Origin of the sequence: Bacillus sp. AR4-2, from assembly GCF_008274865.1 — a bacterium.
GTDB classification, from domain to species: Bacteria; Bacillota; Bacilli; order Bacillales; family Bacillaceae_G; genus Bacillus_A; species Bacillus_A cereus.
The window spans coordinates 4,228,800-4,244,541 of the sequence record NZ_CP031062.1 but is presented as its reverse complement, the minus strand read 5'-3'; the positions used below and the strand labels follow the sequence as shown (position 1 = coordinate 4,244,541).

Genomic DNA, 15,742 nt, shown 5'->3' with positions numbered 1-15,742 from the left:
GGTGGAGAGATGAACGGTATTCGTGATGTTGTAAGAGAAGAACAGCCACGGGAGCGTTTATTGTTAGAAGGTGCTGGAAGTTTATCAAATCGAGAGCTTCTCGCAGTGTTACTCAGAACAGGTTCTAAAGAAGAAACAGTTTTAAAGTTGTCAGATAAAATTTTACATCAATTTGATGGCTTACGTATGTTGAAAGATGCAACATTAGAAGAGCTAATTAGTATACATGGTATTGGGATTTCAAAGGCATCGCAACTTATGGCAGCCTTTGAACTAGGCAGAAGAATGGTACGTTTAGAATATCAAAATAGATATAGTATTCGAAGTCCAGAAGATTGTGCGAAATACATGATGGAAGAAATGCGTTTTTTACAACAAGAGCATTTTGTTTGTTTATATTTAAATACAAAAAATCAAGTTATACATAGGCAAACGATCTTTATTGGAAGTTTAAACACGTCAATTGTACACCCGAGGGAAGTTTTTAAAGAAGCCTTCCGTCGTGCAGCAGCCTCTATCATATGTCTTCATAACCATCCCTCAGGAGATCCCACGCCGAGCCGTGAAGATATTGCAGTAACAAAACGCTTAGTAGAATGCGGCCAGATTATCGGAATTGAAGTGCTTGATCATATTATAATAGGTGACCATAAATTCGTGAGTTTAAAGGAAAAAGGTCATATTTAAGACTATGCTTTTTACTTATTTTGTTTTATAATGTGATTTATGAGTTTTTTGTAGAAATTTATCTACAAAAAGGATAAAGATATAAAAAACGTACTGTTTTTATAATATAAAGTAAGAAAAAATGAGTCCGTGAAAACAAGAAAGGAAGATAAATAATATGTTTGGATTTGGTGGATTTACTCGCGATCTTGGAATAGACTTAGGAACTGCGAACACGCTTGTATATGTAAAAGGAAAAGGTGTAGTTTTACGTGAACCTTCAGTAGTTGCGTTACAAACTGATACGAAACAAATCGTTGCTGTAGGTAGCGATGCAAAACAAATGATTGGTCGTACACCAGGGAACGTTGTGGCACTTCGCCCGATGAAAGACGGTGTAATTGCTGATTATGAAACAACTGCAACAATGATGAAATATTACATTCAACAAGCTCAAAAATCAAACGGTTTCTTCTCACGTAAGCCGTATGTAATGGTATGTGTACCATCTGGTATTACAGCTGTAGAAAGACGTGCAGTAATCGATGCGACTCGTCAAGCGGGTGCTCGTGATGCTTATCCTATCGAAGAGCCATTTGCAGCAGCAATTGGTGCAAACTTACCTGTTTGGGAACCAACTGGTAGTATGGTTGTTGATATCGGTGGCGGTACAACAGAAGTTGCAATTATTTCTCTAGGTGGTATTGTAACAAGCCAGTCAGTCCGTGTTGCTGGTGATGATATGGACGATTCAATCATTCAGTACATTAAGAAAAGCTATAACTTAATGATCGGTGAAAGAACAGCTGAAGCATTAAAATTAGAAATTGGTTCTGCAGGCGAGCCAGAAGGTATCGAGCCTATGGAAATTCGCGGTCGTGATTTAGTAAGTGGTTTACCAAAAACAGTACTAATTCAGCCAGAAGAAATTGCAGATGCATTAAAAGATACAGTAGATGCGATTGTAGAATCAGTTAAAAATACGTTAGAAAAAACTCCACCTGAATTAGCGGCTGATATTATGGACCGCGGTATCGTATTAACAGGTGGCGGGGCATTACTACGTAATTTAGATAAAGTAATTAGTGAAGAAACGAAAATGCCAGTTCTTGTTGCAGAAGATCCATTAGATTGCGTAGCAATTGGAACAGGTAAAGCATTAGACAATATCGATCTTTTCAAAACTGCTGCTCGATAATATTGCAAAATAAAAATCAGTGAAATTAAGAGGGTGTGAACGTGCCACAGTTTTTCTTAAACAAAAGATTAATTGTTTTGTTGGTTAGTATTATTCTTCTCGTGGCATTGATTGGAATCTCATTGAAAGAACGGAACAGTTTAACATGGCCAGAGCAGTTTGTTAAAGATACTGTCGGTGTTGTAGAACGTGTATTCCAAAAGCCAGCGAAATACGTAGCTGGATTCTTCGAAAATGTAGAGGATGTAAAGCGCACGTATGAAGAGAATAAAGAATTAAAAGCAAAATTAGATAATTATGCAGGTCTATCAGGGAAAGTAAAACAATTAGAAGATGATAACAAGAAGTTACAAGAGCTAACTGGTAAAAAAGAGTTAAATAGCGGGTATACTGAAATTCCAGCTACTGTTGTTTCTCGTAATCCAGATAAATGGTACGATTTAATTGGAATTGATAAAGGGGCACAGCAAGGAATTAAAAAAGATATGGCTGTAGTAACTTCACAAGGGTTAGTTGGAAGAGTGAAAAGTGTATCTCAGTTTACATCATCAGTAGAATTACTAAGTTCTATGAGCCGAACAAATCGCGTTTCTGCTATTGTACAAGGGCAAGAGAAAATCTTTGGATTGATTGAAGGTTATGACAAAGAAAAGCAATTACTTCTTTTCACAAAGATTGGCTCTGATGCACCGGTAGAGAAAGATCAACTAGTTGTAACATCTGGACTGGGTGATATTTTCCCGAAAGGTCTTGTAATTGGAAAAATCGTTGAAGTTCAGCCGGATGCATATGGCTTAACAAAAACAGCTTATGTAAAACCTGCCGCTGATTTAAATGACGTAGAGCATATTACGGTTGCTAAACGTGCAACACCTTCAGCGCCATTAGAATAGGAGGAGAAGAAGAGATGATGAAGATATTAAAAAGAGCAGCTCTTCCTCTTTTGCTCCTTTTTGTGTTTCTATTTGAAAATATGTTTGCTACTGTTGTTCCAACGGATGTGTTTTGGAAAGACAGCATAGCAGCACCGCATTTCTTTATAATCGTCTTATGTTTTATTACAGTGTATTATAGTCCGGTCCAAGGGATTTATTACGGACTATTATTTGGCTTCTTATTTGATACCGTATACACAGAACTTGTCGGGATATATATTTTTGCTTATCCGATTTTAGCTTATTTAGTATATAGTGTGATGAAAGTACTACAATTGAATTTATTTATTGTTGTTTCTATCATATTAGCTAGCGTTGTAGCACTAGAGTATTATGTGTATGGATTCTTAACTTTATTAGGACGTACTCATATGCCAGCGTATGTCTTTTTCACAGATCGTCTCCTTTCTACTTTATTGTTAAATGCTATTTTCTTATTGATAGTTTGTTTCCCACTGAGACGATATATAGTGCGTCTTTCAAAAGCGATGGAAGAAAAAGAAAAAAGGATTTTCTAATTTTATGTCGAATTGAATCGGTGGGGTGAACTTTAGTGGAAGAAAAAAAGCAACAAAATGTAACGATAAAAGGGACAAAAGATGGGATAACGCTTCATTTAGATGATTGTTGTTCATTCTCAGAATTATTGATGGAATTAGACGAAAAACTTTCTACACATTACTACGATGGTGATGGTCGCTCTTTAATTGAAGTGCATGTGAAAGTAGGAAATCGTTATTTAACAGAAGTCCAGCAAGAAGAGATTCGTACGTTAATTCGTAATAAAAAGAATCTTGTTGTGGATTCAATTGAAAGTGATGTTATCACTAAAGCAGAAGCAATAGCTTGGAAAGAAGAAACAGAAATTGTCCCTATTTCCAAAATTGTTCGCTCTGGACAAGTTTTACATGTAAAAGGAAATTTGTTGTTAATTGGAGATGTTAATCCAGGCGGAACGGTTATCGCTGGGGGGAATATTTTTGTCGTAGGATCATTAAGAGGAATTGCACATGCTGGGTATTATGGGGATTCGGATGCTGTAATCGCTGCATCTGTTATGAACCCGATGCAACTTCGAATTAGTGATGTGGCAATGCGGGCTCCGGAAGAGAAAGAAGACGGAGCGGAGGCGGCAGAATGTGCGTATATTAATGAGAACAATCACATTGTTGTCGATCGCCTGCAACTTCTCACTCATCTTAGACCTAATTTAACAAAGTTAGAAAGGGGAATTGTATAGCTGTGGGAGAGGCAATAGTAATTACATCTGGAAAAGGCGGAGTAGGTAAAACTACTACATCTGCGAACATTGGTACGGCCCTAGCGTTATCTGGAAAGAAAGTGTGCTTAATTGACACAGATATCGGTCTTCGAAATTTAGACGTAGTAATGGGGCTGGAAAATCGTATTGTATTTGATCTTGTTGATGTCGTTGAAGGGCGTTGCCGTTTACCTCAGGCTCTTATTAAAGACAAACGTTTTGATGATCTTTATTTATTACCTGCAGCACAAACGAGTGATAAATCAGCGGTAACACCTGAACAAATGGATGAATTAATACAAGTATTACGTCAAGATTATGATTACATATTAATCGATTGTCCTGCGGGGATTGAGCAGGGATTTAAAAATGCGGTAGCTGGTGCGGATAAAGCAATCGTTGTTACGACTCCAGAAGTATCCTCAATGCGCGATGCGGATCGTATTATTGGGCTTTTAGAAAAAGAGGATATTGAACCACCCAAACTTGTTATTAACCGTGTACGTAGTCATATGCTTCATGAACAGGATATGTTAGATGTTGATGAAATTGTACGTACATTGTCAATCGAGCTTCTTGGTGTTGTCGAAGATGACGATGAAGTTATTCGAGCTACAAATACAGGTGAACCTGTGGCGTTGCAACCAAGCGGAAAAGCAGCGTTGGCTTATCGTAATATTGCAAGACGCTTGTTAGGTGAGAATGTACCATTACAAGCATTTGAACAAGAAAAGGTATCGGTATTTGCAAAGGTGAAAAACTTCTTTGGAATCCGTTAAGAGCACTTCGCACATATGCGAGGTGCTTTCTTTTTTCTTCACACGAATATCTTTCTTTCTTAGCTCATACATATGTACAAACTGTATACAACTGTTTCTAAATGAAATTAGCTTAACGAAAGAAAGGAGACAGTATGAAGAATAGACGCGTAGAAGAAATTAAAAAGCGGATTGCAAAAAGGAAGGCCGAGCAAGAAAGGATGGAGGAAGAGCAGTATTTTAACGGAGGGAATTTTGATAGTGAAGCAGTATTTATTGAAGATGGAGAAAAGGAAATGCATCCCTTATTTCGAAAGGAAGTCTTTTTCTTCAAAGTTTTATTATCAGCAATATTAGTTCTTTCGGTTGCTATTTTATATAAGAATGCTCCTTCTTCATTCAATGGAGCTAAAGCTGTTACAGAAAAAGTGATGAAAGAGGAATTTCAGTTTGCTACTGTAGCGAAATGGTACGAAAAGCAATTTGGAAAACCGCTTGTATTCTATTCGCCGAACGAGAAAAAAGAAGGAAGTATTCAGCAAAAAGATTATGCAATTCCTGCTTCTGGAAAAGTAATGCAAGGGTTTCAAAAAAATGGCCAAGGTGTATTTGTCCAAACAGCTACAAATGCAAAAGTGGAGTCAGTAAATGAAGGGTTAGTTGTTTTTGCAGGCAAGAAAGAGGAACTTGGAAATACAGTTCAAATTCAACATGCAGATGGTACGGAGTCATGGTATGCAAACTTAAATGATATGTCAGTGAAATTATATGATTACGTTTCAAAGAAACAAAAAATTGGAACGGTGAGTAATGATACAAATGATAAAAATGGAAAGTTTTATTTCGCGATAAAAAAGAATGAGAAATTTATTGATCCGATCCAGGTGATATCATTTGATTAAATATAGGGACGTTTTAACGAAAATTTCCGTGCATCCATTATTTTGGGTTATTATTGTTATTGGTATTTTTACTGCGCGTTTTAAAGAGTTATTACTGTTATTTTGTATTGTTCTTATTCATGAACTTGGGCATGCTATTGCAGCAGCACACTATAATTGGCGTATAAAAAGAATTCAGCTTTTGCCGTTTGGTGGCGTGGCCGAGCTTGAGGAACATGGTAATAAGTCATTGAAAGAGGAACTTGTTGTCGTAATTGCAGGGCCGATTCAACATGTTTGGATGATGCTGGTAGGTTATATGTTGTTTGAAGCCGGTTGGTTGAATGCAGATTTATATTATTTCTTTATGTGGAATAATATAATTATTTTAGCGTTTAATTTACTCCCTATTTGGCCGTTAGATGGCGGGAAAGTATTGTTTAATATACTATCATATCGTTTTCCTTATTTACAAGCACATGAAAAGATGATGAAATTGTCATGTGTTTTTTTTGGTGTAATATTAGGATGGCAGTTGCTCTGGAATAGTAACAATATTATGATGTGGGTACTACTCATATTTTTGGCAGTGTCGTTATATCAAGAGTGGAAACAAAGACGGTATGCATTTATGCGTTTTTTATTAGAACGTTATTATGGAAATAAAAGAGGGATTGAAAAGATTGCACCTATTGAAGTGCAATCAGAAGATCATTTATATAAGATATTCACAAAATTTCGTAGAGGATATAAGCATTCTATTATCGTCCGTGGAAAATATAAAGAGCATTACACATTGGATGAAAATGAATTGCTCTATGCATATTTTACTGAAAAACGAACAACCTCATCAGTTGAAGAATTAATCGGTTAGTGTTGACGATAGCACTAACCTTTTATTATTGTAAAAGCAAAGAAGATTATAAAGTGAGGAAATAATTTTGAAAACGTTATATGTGAATTACGCTGGTTCGGAAAAGCGCGTTGCAATTGAAGAGAAGAAAAAGATTGTTGAGTTTTTATGGAAACGTAATGAAGAGCAAGAGATTGTTGGGCATATTTATGTTGGACGTATCGTAAGAACAATTGCTGGAATGAACGCAGCTTTTGTAAATATAGGTTTAGAAAAACATGCGTATCTTTCATACGATGATGTACCACCTTCTTATCGTATACATGAAGGGCAAGCGATACTCGTACAGGTTGTGAAAGAGGCAATTGATACGAAAGGGCCTAAATTGACAGCGAATATAGAATTTACCGGGAAATATGTCGTTTATATGCCGTTTGATGAGATGCGAGCTGTTTCTCGGAAAATAAAAAATAATAAAAGAAGACAACAGCTACTTGAAATTGAAGTAGAAGGAACGGGAGGTTACATTTTCCGCTCTGCTTCTGAAAAAGGGGGAATTGAAGAAATACAAGCTGAAATGCAAGGGTTACAACAGTTGTATGAAGAGTTAAAAAGAAAAGAGGATCAAGGAAAGGCGCCGTTATTACTTCATCGACCGGCGACCTTTTTAGATCGTGTATTTCAAGAGAACCCAATTGAAACAATTGAAAAAGTAGTTGTAGATACAAGAAGTATAGTAAAAGAGTTAGAAGACAAAGTTGGAAAAGAAAAAGTATCTTTTTATAATGAAAAGTCTTCGATGTTTAACCATTTTGGAATAGAGCGTGAAATTGAGAAAGCACTCCAAAAAATTGTGTGGCTTCCAAATGGTGCTTATTTAATTGTAGAGCAAATGGAGACGATGACTGTAATTGATGTGAATACGGGCAAGTTTACTGGAAAACAAAATTTACAAGATACAGTACTTCGCACAAATGAGATGGCAGCTGAAGAAATTGCACGCCAATTAAGACTTCGTGATATTGGTGGTATGATATTAATTGATTTTATTAATATGAAAAAAAGAGAAGATAAAGAAAAGGTAAGAGAATGTCTCATAGCTGCTATGAAAGATGATCGTACTTATACAAGAATACTTGGATTTACTGAGTTAGGAATTTTGGAGATGACACGAAAACGTAAAAAACATTCTTTACGTGACGTATTACTAGAAGAGTGTGTATCTTGCAAAGCGACGGGTTATGTGATGTCGCATGAAACAATTGCGTATGAGTTAGAGAGAGAACTAATCACATATGGCAATATAGAAGATGAAGCGGTATTAATCGCTGCGCCTAAAGAACTGCAAAAACAATTTTTGCAAAAAGAATTACAAAAAAATATTCCATTTGAAATTTATTTCAAAGATGATATTATCGAAAAGTACGCTATTATCCGTTTTGGAAGTAAAAAAGAAATTGTAGAACGGAAAAAATAGTTAGTAGAAGATTCATTGACAATACTCAATGAATTATGGTAACATCTTTATGTTATAGTTTATAGCACCTAAACGGCTATATGCTACAACCGCACAAGACAGGTTCCCTAAAGGCATTTATGTCTACCTCGTTTTTGGCGAGTCTTAGTAATTAAGAGGAGGTGCAAGTATGTACGCAATTATCGAAACAGGTGGAAAACAAATTAAAGTTGAAGCTGGTCAAGCAATCTACATTGAAAAATTAGATGTTGAAGCTGGTGAAACTGTTACTTTTGACAAAGTTCTTTTCGTTGGTGGCGAAAACGTTAAAGTTGGTAGCCCAGTTGTAGAAGGTGCAACAGTTACTGCGAAAGTTGAAAAACAAGGTCGCGCTAAGAAAATTATCGTTTTCAAATACAAAGCGAAAAAGAACAATCGTAAGAAACAAGGTCATCGTCAACCTTACACTAAGCTAGTTGTTGAAGCTATCAACGCTTAATTCTGGTTAACATGATTAAAATTACGATAAGTCGCACGAAATTAGGAAGTATCCAATCATTTAAAATGACTGGACATGCCGATTATGCGCCACATGGACAAGACCTTGTCTGTGCTGGAACTACAGCGGTTGTGTTTGGTTCTATAAATGCAGTGGAAGAACTTTGTAATGTGCAAGCAACTATTGAACTCGGAAGTGATGGCGGATTCTTAACGTATGAATTGCCTAATGATTTAGACGTTCATGCAGCAGAAAAAGCACAAACCCTTTTAGAAGGATTAGTTGTTTCGCTTAAGACGATCGAACTTGATTACGGAAAGTATATCCGTTTAATAGAAAAAGTGCAGGAGGTGTAACGTATGTTAAGATTAGATCTTCAGTTTTTCGCATCTAAGAAAGGTGTAGGTAGTACAAAGAACGGTCGTGACTCTCAGTCAAAACGTCTTGGTGCTAAACGCGCAGATGGTCAAACGGTTTCAGGTGGTTCAATTCTTTACCGTCAACGCGGTACAAAAATTTATCCAGGTGTTAACGTTGGTCGTGGTGGCGATGACACTTTATACGCGAAAGTTGACGGCGTAGTACGCTTTGAGCGTCTTGGCCGTGACCGCAAACAAGTGAGCGTATATCCTGTTGCTCAAGAAGCATAAGAACTCACGGAAAACTCTAACCTGAGTGCAGGTTAGAGTTTTTCTATATTAAGGGGTATCTAAATGAATGAAAAATGGACAATTATAGATGCATTGCGCCATTCAAGACATGATTGGCTCAATCGTATGCAGATGGTGAAAGGAAACCTTTCACTTGGAAAAGTGGAAGAAATTCATAGTCTCATCGATCGTTTTGTCCAAGAAGCGAGACAAGAATCCAATCTGATGGGGCTATCAATGCCTTTATTTTCAGAGTGGATTTTAACATATAATTGGAAACAGCAGCCGTGCTTATTGGAGTACGAAGTATTAGGGAAATTACATAACTTATCTCACTTGGATGAGACTGTATGTACATGGACGAATCAATTTTTCTCAATGCTTCAGCATAGTTTAGACGTATATGTTGAAAATTATGTTTGTATCACAATTGAATGTGACGCGGAGAATGCTCGTTTCTTTTTTGATTTTCGTGGTAAGCTAACGAGTGTAGAAGAACTACAGAATTGGCTTGCGACCCAAAACAATAAATGGTATTCCATTTCTTATACAGTGCGAGACGAAGAAGTCTCAGTTATATTACAACCAATTGAAAAAAGTGTGGTGAAATAATGTTTGTAGATCAGGTCAAGATATATGTAAAAGGCGGCGACGGTGGTAACGGTATGGTTGCGTATCGTCGTGAGAAGTATGTTCCTAAAGGTGGCCCAGCAGGTGGCGACGGCGGTAAAGGTGCAGATGTTGTTTTCGTAGTTGAGGAAGGCTTACGTACATTAATGGACTTCCGCTACCAACGTCATTTCAAAGCTGATCGCGGTCAGCACGGAATGAGTAAAGGTCAGCACGGACGTAAATCTGAAGATTTACTTGTAAAGGTTCCGCCAGGAACAGTAGTAAAAGATGAAAAAACTGGTCAAATTCTTGCCGATTTAGTAACGCATGGACAAACTGCTGTAATTGCAAAAGGTGGCCGTGGTGGCCGTGGTAACTCACGTTTCGCAACAGCTACGAACCCAGCGCCAGAAATCGCTGAGAACGGGGAACCAGGTCAAGAGCGTGATGTCATTCTAGAACTTAAAGTACTAGCAGACGTTGGACTTGTTGGATTCCCAAGTGTAGGTAAATCTACATTATTATCTGTTGTATCATCAGCGCGTCCGAAAATTGCAGAGTATCACTTCACAACAATCGTTCCGAATCTTGGTGTTGTTGAAACTGGTGATAACCGCAGCTTCGTTATGGCTGACCTTCCAGGACTAATTGAAGGCGCACATGCTGGCGTTGGACTTGGACACCAATTCTTACGTCATATTGAGCGTACACGTGTAATCGTGCATGTTATTGATATGTCTGGTTTAGAAGGCCGTGATCCATATGAAGATTACGTAACGATTAATAATGAATTGAAAGAATACAATCTTCGCTTAACTGAGCGTCCACAAGTTGTTGTTGCAAACAAAATGGATATGCCAGATGCAGAAGAAAACTTACAAGCATTTAAAGAGAAAGTGGGAGACGAAGTAAAAATCTTCCCAATCTCAGCTGTAACAAGACAAGGTGTTCGTGACTTACTGTTTGAAGTAGCAAACTTAATAGAAACAACACCAGAATTCCCAATACATGAAGTTGCGGATGAGTCTGATACAAGTGTAATGTACAAATTTGATACTGAAGGTGTTAAATTTGAAATTACACGTGAAAGTGATGGCACGTTTGTTATCTCTGGTTACGATATCGAGAAAACATTCAAGATGACAGACTTCTCACGTGATGAATCTATACGTCGTTTCGCTCGTCAAATGCGCGGAATGGGTATTGATGAAGCGCTTCGTGCACGTGGTGCAAAAGACGGAGATATTGTAAAAATTCTTGAATATGAATTTGAATTTATCGATTAAGACTGCCGAAATACGGCAGTCTTTTTTTATATCGTAAAAATCGGATTTATATAGGAAAAAATCCCCACTAATTAAATTTTCAATTTATAATGGAAAAAGGAGTAAATGTAGAAGAATTCTTTTATGGGGAGAAAAAGAACATGTATAAAATATTAATTGTAGAAGACGATGAGAAAATTGCGGGAATATTAGAGGAGCATTTAGAAAGGTATGGCTATCAATCATTTAGAGCAAGTGATTTACGTCATATAAAAGATGAGTTTGTAAAAATAAATCCTCATCTTGTGTTACTTGATATTAATTTACCGTACTTTGATGGTTTTTATTGGTGTCGTCAAATTCGTACTGTATCGAATGCGCCGATTATTTTTGTTTCTGCAAGAACAGGGGAAATGGATCAAGTAATGGCGATTGAAAATGGCGGCGATGATTATATTACGAAGCCATTCCATTTAGATATCGTAATGGCAAAGGTGAAGAGTGCGCTTCGCCGTGGCTATGGAGAGTATGCCTCTGCTGCTGAGAGTGATTGTTTAGGTGTAAATGGACTGTTGTTATTCCCGTCCCAGCATATCGTTGAGTGGCAGGGACAACAAACTGAACTGACAAAAAATGAGTTTTACTTATTAGAGTGTTTAATGAAACAGGTGAATCAATATGTAACGCGTGAAGAACTGTTAGAAGCTCTATGGGATGAAGTAGCATTTGTGGATGATAATACATTAACCGTAAATGTAAAACGTGTAAGGAAGAAACTAGAAGAGCTAGGCATTAAAAATGCAATTGTAACGAAACGTGGATATGGTTATGCGCTTCTTACAGAGTGGGGCGAAGGGCATGAAGGTTAAAAATTACCTCATGGACCGCTTTTCTTTAATACTTTCTTATATTGTTAGCCTTTGTTTATTTGGGCTTGTTTTGCAGTTGCAAAGTCTTTTAGAAAAGAAATCCATTGATTGGAGTACGTGGTTATATGGACTTTTATTAGGAACAGTTGTGTTTACTGTATACCTCATTTACGATTACCGAAAACGGAGTGTGTTTTTAAAGAGGATCGAAAAGTATGTTACTGGTGGAAATACATTACATGACTCTTTACTTATTGATGAATCTTATACATCAGAGCAAGAAATGGTCGTTGAATCTTTTACGTTATTAAGACAGCAATATATGAATGAAGTTCATAAACAGCATGCGAAAGAGCAACAGCAAATGATATTTATGAACCAATGGATTCACCAAATGAAAACACCAGTATCTGTTATTGAATTATTGCTGCAAAAGTTTGGCAAAGAGCATCGTGAGGCAAGAGCAACAGTTGAAAGTATTCGTGAAGAAAATAACCGTATACTAAATGGTTTAGATTTAGCGTTACATATGGCAAGACTAGAGCAGTTTGCGAAAGATTATAAGGTAGAAGTAGTAAATGTTATAGATGTCGTGCGAGGTATTATTAATGAAAATCGGAAATCCTTCATTCAATCGTCTGTATTTCCGAAAGTGATGTTTGAAGAAGATACTTGTATGGTTGCCTCTGATAGAAAATGGCTAAGTATTGCTATAGGTCAAATTGTTGTAAACGCAATTAAGTATACAAAAATTTCAGCGGCAGAGAAAAAAGAAATTCAATTTCAAATTGAAGAGAAAGACCAAAAGGTGTTATTACATATTAAGGACAATGGAATCGGTATTCCAGAGCAAGATGTAAAGCGCATATTTGATCCATTCTTTACGGGGGTAAATGGCCGTAAAACGAGAGAAGCGACTGGAATGGGTTTATATATTACGAAGGAAATTTGCGATAATTTACATCATGGAATGTATGTCCAATCGGCTGAAGGAGAAGGGACAACATTCACGTTCCAATTTGCAAAAGATGAAGAATATCATACATTGATGAGAAAAATGACAAAACTGTAAGATAACAAAACGTTTTGTAAGGGAAATCACTCGTTTCTTTTTCTTATTTTTCTTATAGTAAATGTAAGAAGAAAACACGTAGGGGGATTAGAAATGAGTGTTCTTGAAGTAAAAGGATTAACGAAGGTGTACCAATCAAAAGGTTCAGTAGCGACGACTGCTTTAAATGATATAAATTTTAAAATAGAAGAAGGCGAATTTGTAGGGATTATGGGTCCTTCAGGAAGTGGAAAAACGACGCTTTTAAATTTATTAGCAACAATTGATAAGCAAACTTCAGGTCATGTGCTTGTAAATGGTGAAGAAATTAATCAAATGCGTGCTGCAAAATTAGCGGAGTTTCGCCGTACACATTTAGGATTCATCTTCCAAGATTTTAATTTACTTGATACGTTATCCATTAAAGAAAATATTATTTTACCACTTGTAATGGCGAAGAAATCTGTAAATGAAATCGATGCGAAAGTACTGGAAATTGCGAAGTTTTTAAACATCGAAGAAATTTTAAATAAAAAAGTATACGAAGTATCTGGGGGACAACAACAACGTGCAGCAGCAGCGAGAGCAATCATTCATGAACCGACGTTAATTTTAGCAGATGAGCCAACTGGAAACTTAGACTCGAAGTCAGCGAAATCGCTAATGGGCGCTCTGCAAGATTTACACGAGCAAAAGAAAGTAACGATTGCAATGGTTACGCACGATCCAGTAGCGGCTAGTTATTGTGAACATATCCTTTTCATACGCGATGGGGAAATTTTCTCGGAAATACATAAAGGAAGAACGAAACAAGCCTTTTTCCAAGAAATTCTGGACGTACTTGCGATGCTAGGAGGAGAATATCATGAACTTTCGCCAGCTCGCGCTTAATAACGTAAAAGGAAATTGGCGTAACTATAAAGCGTTTCTTATTAGCAGTTGTTTATCGATTGTCGTATTTTTCATGTATGCTTCTTTTATTTATCATCCAGATGTCGTAAGCGGTAATATTAGTATGAGAAAGATGATCACAAAAGGATTAGAATCGATGAATTATATTGTGGTCATCTTCTCGGCACTCTTTATTTTATATGCAAATTCAACGTTTTTACGAGCAAGAAAAAAAGAGTTTGGTCTACTAACATTAATAGGCGGAACGAAATCGCAGCTCGGCCGAATGATTATATTAGAGCAACTGATGTTAGGTAGTATTGCAATTGTAATTGGTGTTGGGATTGGAATGCTTTGTTCAAAATTATTTTTCCAAGCGTTAAGCGTATTATTGAAAATAGATAAGACACTTCCACTCGTATGGAATAGTAAAGCGGTTTTGATTACAGCTGGCGTATACTTTATCCTATTTTTAATCCTATCATTGTTTAGTGTTTGGACAGTAGGACGCTTGCAAATTATTGATTTATTAAGAGAAGCTAGAAAGCAAAAAGTAGAGCCGTTTGCATTTACATGGTTATGTGTAGTTGGTATAGGATGTATTATTGCTGCATATGTACTTAGCTTCCAAGTAACATTTATGAATTTTATCATTCTGTTTTTACCGATTGTAGGGCTGACGATAGGTGGAACTTATTTGCTGTTTACACAAGGTAGTACAGTTGTATTAAAGGCGTTACAAAAACAAAAAAAATCTTTTTATACATATCCAAATATGTTCGTACTTAGCAATCTTATTTATAAAATGAAAGATAATGCTCGTTTTCTATTTGTAATTTCTATCATTACGGCCGTTGTATCTTCAGCAGTTGGTACGCTGTACGTATTTTTCGAGGATATGAGTTATAAGGCAGCAACTAGTACCCCGCATGCTATTTCGTATGAGGAAAAGGGAATACATACGCATAATGTCATCAAAGAAGGAAAAGCAAAAGAATTAATAAAAAAACATGGATTTGAAGAAGCGCGAGAAGTAACGTACGTAAAACTTCCTGGAACTCAAAAAATCACGATGTTTAACAGTGAACATGAGATGCCAATGGCGATTGTTTCAGAAAAAGAATATAACGCTGAAGTACGTAAACAAAAAAGAGAGCAAGTTAGAGAAGTTCATAATGCACCTGGTAGTGCAACGATGGTCATAACGGATATGGCGAACGATATGATGAAGATAGATCGTTCGAAACCGCATGAAATTAAAATTAACGGACAAAAGCAATCTGTTCAATTAAATGACCCAACTTCATTTTCTGTTTTTAATGATAGTGAATATCTCATTGTAAATGATCAAGATTTTGAGAAATACGCAAAGCTCGTACCGGATGAAGAAAAGACGAAATATTACGGTTATTATATAGAAGACTGGAAAAGTACGGAAGACCTTGTGTTAGATTTGAAAAAGGAGATTGCACCAGATAAACAAGGGGAACTAAACAACTCAGTGCTCGCTTATAAAAATATAAGGGAATCAGGAGCAATTACAATGTTCATCGGTTTCTTCGTAGCGGTACTGTTCTTCTTCTTCGCTTGTAGTATGACATACTTTAAATGGTTTAACGATAAAGAACAAGATCGTATTCAATTTAAATCGTTAAAGAGAATCGGTATGACAGATAAAGAAATTCGCAAAATTGCGATTCGACAAATGGGAGTTATCTTCTTTATCCCAATTTTAATCGGTTCCATTCATAGTGGAGTTGCTCTTCATACGTTAGGGAAAATGCTTTATATTGATTTATGGAAATCAGGTGCGCTTGTAATTGGAGCATACATTTTAGCTTCTGCCATTTACTTTATGATCGCGCAAAGAGGATATTTAAAACACGTAAAAAGCTAG

General features: G+C 36.6%; 18 protein-coding genes and 1 other annotated feature. All 18 genes read left to right on the top strand.

The features are described 5' to 3' along the window. Positions 1 to 9 precede the first annotated feature (9 nt). The 18 genes from radC to DN399_RS21845 all read left to right on the top strand — a co-directional run bounded on the left by radC (position 10) and on the right by DN399_RS21845 (position 15,742). Positions 10 to 687 (top strand): RadC family protein, encoded by a 678-nt coding sequence (gene radC / locus DN399_RS21930; protein WP_001013390.1) that lies wholly within the window; start codon positions 10 to 12, stop codon positions 685 to 687. 157 nt (positions 688 to 844) lie between these two features. Then, a complete protein-coding gene (mreB, locus tag DN399_RS21925; RefSeq protein ID WP_000466736.1) occupies positions 845 to 1,864 on the top strand; it encodes a cell shape-determining protein MreB in 1,020 nt (339 codons plus the stop codon). A 41-nt stretch (positions 1,865 to 1,905) separates the two neighbouring features. Then, a complete protein-coding gene (mreC, locus tag DN399_RS21920) occupies positions 1,906 to 2,757 on the top strand; it encodes a rod shape-determining protein MreC (protein ID WP_001135488.1) in 852 nt (283 codons plus the stop codon). A gap of 14 nt (positions 2,758 to 2,771) precedes the next feature. Beyond that, positions 2,772 to 3,317 (top strand): rod shape-determining protein MreD, encoded by a 546-nt coding sequence (gene mreD / locus DN399_RS21915; protein ID WP_000975766.1) that lies wholly within the window; start codon positions 2,772 to 2,774, stop codon positions 3,315 to 3,317. Between the two features lie 35 nt (positions 3,318 to 3,352). Beyond that, complete coding sequence (gene minC, locus DN399_RS21910; RefSeq protein ID WP_000391521.1) at positions 3,353 to 4,039, top strand: septum site-determining protein MinC; 687 nt, start codon at positions 3,353 to 3,355, stop codon at positions 4,037 to 4,039. Positions 4,040 to 4,041: 2 nt separating this feature from the next. Beyond that, positions 4,042 to 4,839, top strand: coding sequence for a septum site-determining protein MinD (gene minD, locus DN399_RS21905; RefSeq protein WP_000503309.1), 798 nt, complete (start codon positions 4,042 to 4,044; stop codon positions 4,837 to 4,839). A 134-nt stretch (positions 4,840 to 4,973) separates the two neighbouring features. Beyond that, a complete protein-coding gene (gene spoIVFA / locus DN399_RS21900) occupies positions 4,974 to 5,720 on the top strand; it encodes a stage IV sporulation protein SpoIVFA (RefSeq protein WP_000797471.1) in 747 nt (248 codons plus the stop codon). Continuing rightward, positions 5,713 to 6,573: a stage IV sporulation intramembrane metalloprotease SpoIVFB gene (gene spoIVFB / locus DN399_RS21895; protein ID WP_000599064.1), complete on the top strand. Its 861-nt coding sequence runs from the start codon at positions 5,713 to 5,715 to the stop codon at positions 6,571 to 6,573. Before spoIVFA ends, spoIVFB begins: the two co-directional genes overlap by 8 nt. Positions 6,574 to 6,640: 67 nt before the next feature. Next, entirely contained in the window at positions 6,641 to 8,029 is a 1,389-nt protein-coding gene (locus DN399_RS21890) for an Rne/Rng family ribonuclease (RefSeq protein WP_000855481.1), read from the top strand. 77 nt (positions 8,030 to 8,106) lie between these two features. Next, positions 8,107 to 8,184, top strand: a sequence feature (ribosomal protein L21 leader region). Positions 8,185 to 8,198: 14 nt separating this feature from the next. After that, complete coding sequence (gene rplU / locus DN399_RS21885; RefSeq protein WP_000270907.1) at positions 8,199 to 8,507, top strand: 50S ribosomal protein L21; 309 nt, start codon at positions 8,199 to 8,201, stop codon at positions 8,505 to 8,507. An 11-nt stretch (positions 8,508 to 8,518) separates the two neighbouring features. Further along, the gene (locus DN399_RS21880) at positions 8,519 to 8,863 is read left to right on the top strand and encodes a ribosomal-processing cysteine protease Prp (RefSeq protein WP_001973720.1); all 345 of its coding nucleotides are present in this window, start codon (positions 8,519 to 8,521) and stop codon (positions 8,861 to 8,863) included. Between the two features lie 3 nt (positions 8,864 to 8,866). Then, a complete protein-coding gene (gene rpmA, locus DN399_RS21875) occupies positions 8,867 to 9,157 on the top strand; it encodes a 50S ribosomal protein L27 (protein WP_000944957.1) in 291 nt (96 codons plus the stop codon). Positions 9,158 to 9,220: 63 nt separating this feature from the next. Beyond that, positions 9,221 to 9,769, top strand: coding sequence for a sporulation initiation phosphotransferase B (locus tag DN399_RS21870; RefSeq protein ID WP_001003587.1), 549 nt, complete (start codon positions 9,221 to 9,223; stop codon positions 9,767 to 9,769). Continuing rightward, positions 9,769 to 11,055, top strand: coding sequence for a GTPase ObgE (gene obgE / locus DN399_RS21865; RefSeq protein WP_000497127.1), 1,287 nt, complete (start codon positions 9,769 to 9,771; stop codon positions 11,053 to 11,055). The genes DN399_RS21870 and obgE overlap by 1 nt, the downstream gene beginning before the upstream one ends. A 140-nt stretch (positions 11,056 to 11,195) precedes the next feature. Further along, the gene (locus tag DN399_RS21860) at positions 11,196 to 11,903 is read left to right on the top strand and encodes a response regulator transcription factor (protein WP_002082113.1); all 708 of its coding nucleotides are present in this window, start codon (positions 11,196 to 11,198) and stop codon (positions 11,901 to 11,903) included. Then, complete coding sequence (locus DN399_RS21855) at positions 11,893 to 12,975, top strand: HAMP domain-containing histidine kinase (RefSeq protein WP_000865400.1); 1,083 nt, start codon at positions 11,893 to 11,895, stop codon at positions 12,973 to 12,975. Before DN399_RS21860 ends, DN399_RS21855 begins: the two co-directional genes overlap by 11 nt. A 93-nt stretch (positions 12,976 to 13,068) precedes the next feature. Continuing rightward, the gene (locus tag DN399_RS21850) at positions 13,069 to 13,845 is read left to right on the top strand and encodes an ABC transporter ATP-binding protein (RefSeq protein WP_049107984.1); all 777 of its coding nucleotides are present in this window, start codon (positions 13,069 to 13,071) and stop codon (positions 13,843 to 13,845) included. After that, positions 13,820 to 15,742 (top strand): ABC transporter permease, encoded by a 1,923-nt coding sequence (locus DN399_RS21845; RefSeq protein WP_049107983.1) that lies wholly within the window; start codon positions 13,820 to 13,822, stop codon positions 15,740 to 15,742. The genes DN399_RS21850 and DN399_RS21845 overlap by 26 nt, the downstream gene beginning before the upstream one ends.

What these genes read in the sequence shown, in the direction of transcription:
- radC (WP_001013390.1), top strand. Translation starts at nt 10, where the DNA reads ATGAACGGTATTCGTGATGTTGTAAGAGAAGAACAGCCACGGGAGCGT.
- mreB (WP_000466736.1), top strand. Translation starts at nt 845, where the DNA reads ATGTTTGGATTTGGTGGATTTACTCGCGATCTTGGAATAGACTTAGGA.
- mreD (WP_000975766.1), top strand. Translation starts at nt 2,772, where the DNA reads ATGATGAAGATATTAAAAAGAGCAGCTCTTCCTCTTTTGCTCCTTTTT.
- spoIVFA (WP_000797471.1), top strand. Translation starts at nt 4,974, where the DNA reads ATGAAGAATAGACGCGTAGAAGAAATTAAAAAGCGGATTGCAAAAAGG.
- rplU (WP_000270907.1), top strand. Translation starts at nt 8,199, where the DNA reads ATGTACGCAATTATCGAAACAGGTGGAAAACAAATTAAAGTTGAAGCT.
- DN399_RS21880 (WP_001973720.1), top strand. Translation starts at nt 8,519, where the DNA reads ATGATTAAAATTACGATAAGTCGCACGAAATTAGGAAGTATCCAATCA.
- rpmA (WP_000944957.1), top strand. Translation starts at nt 8,867, where the DNA reads ATGTTAAGATTAGATCTTCAGTTTTTCGCATCTAAGAAAGGTGTAGGT.
- DN399_RS21870 (WP_001003587.1), top strand. Translation starts at nt 9,221, where the DNA reads ATGAATGAAAAATGGACAATTATAGATGCATTGCGCCATTCAAGACAT.
- obgE (WP_000497127.1), top strand. Translation starts at nt 9,769, where the DNA reads ATGTTTGTAGATCAGGTCAAGATATATGTAAAAGGCGGCGACGGTGGT.
- DN399_RS21860 (WP_002082113.1), top strand. Translation starts at nt 11,196, where the DNA reads ATGTATAAAATATTAATTGTAGAAGACGATGAGAAAATTGCGGGAATA.
- DN399_RS21855 (WP_000865400.1), top strand. Translation starts at nt 11,893, where the DNA reads ATGAAGGTTAAAAATTACCTCATGGACCGCTTTTCTTTAATACTTTCT.
- DN399_RS21850 (WP_049107984.1), top strand. Translation starts at nt 13,069, where the DNA reads ATGAGTGTTCTTGAAGTAAAAGGATTAACGAAGGTGTACCAATCAAAA.
- DN399_RS21845 (WP_049107983.1), top strand. Translation starts at nt 13,820, where the DNA reads ATGAACTTTCGCCAGCTCGCGCTTAATAACGTAAAAGGAAATTGGCGT.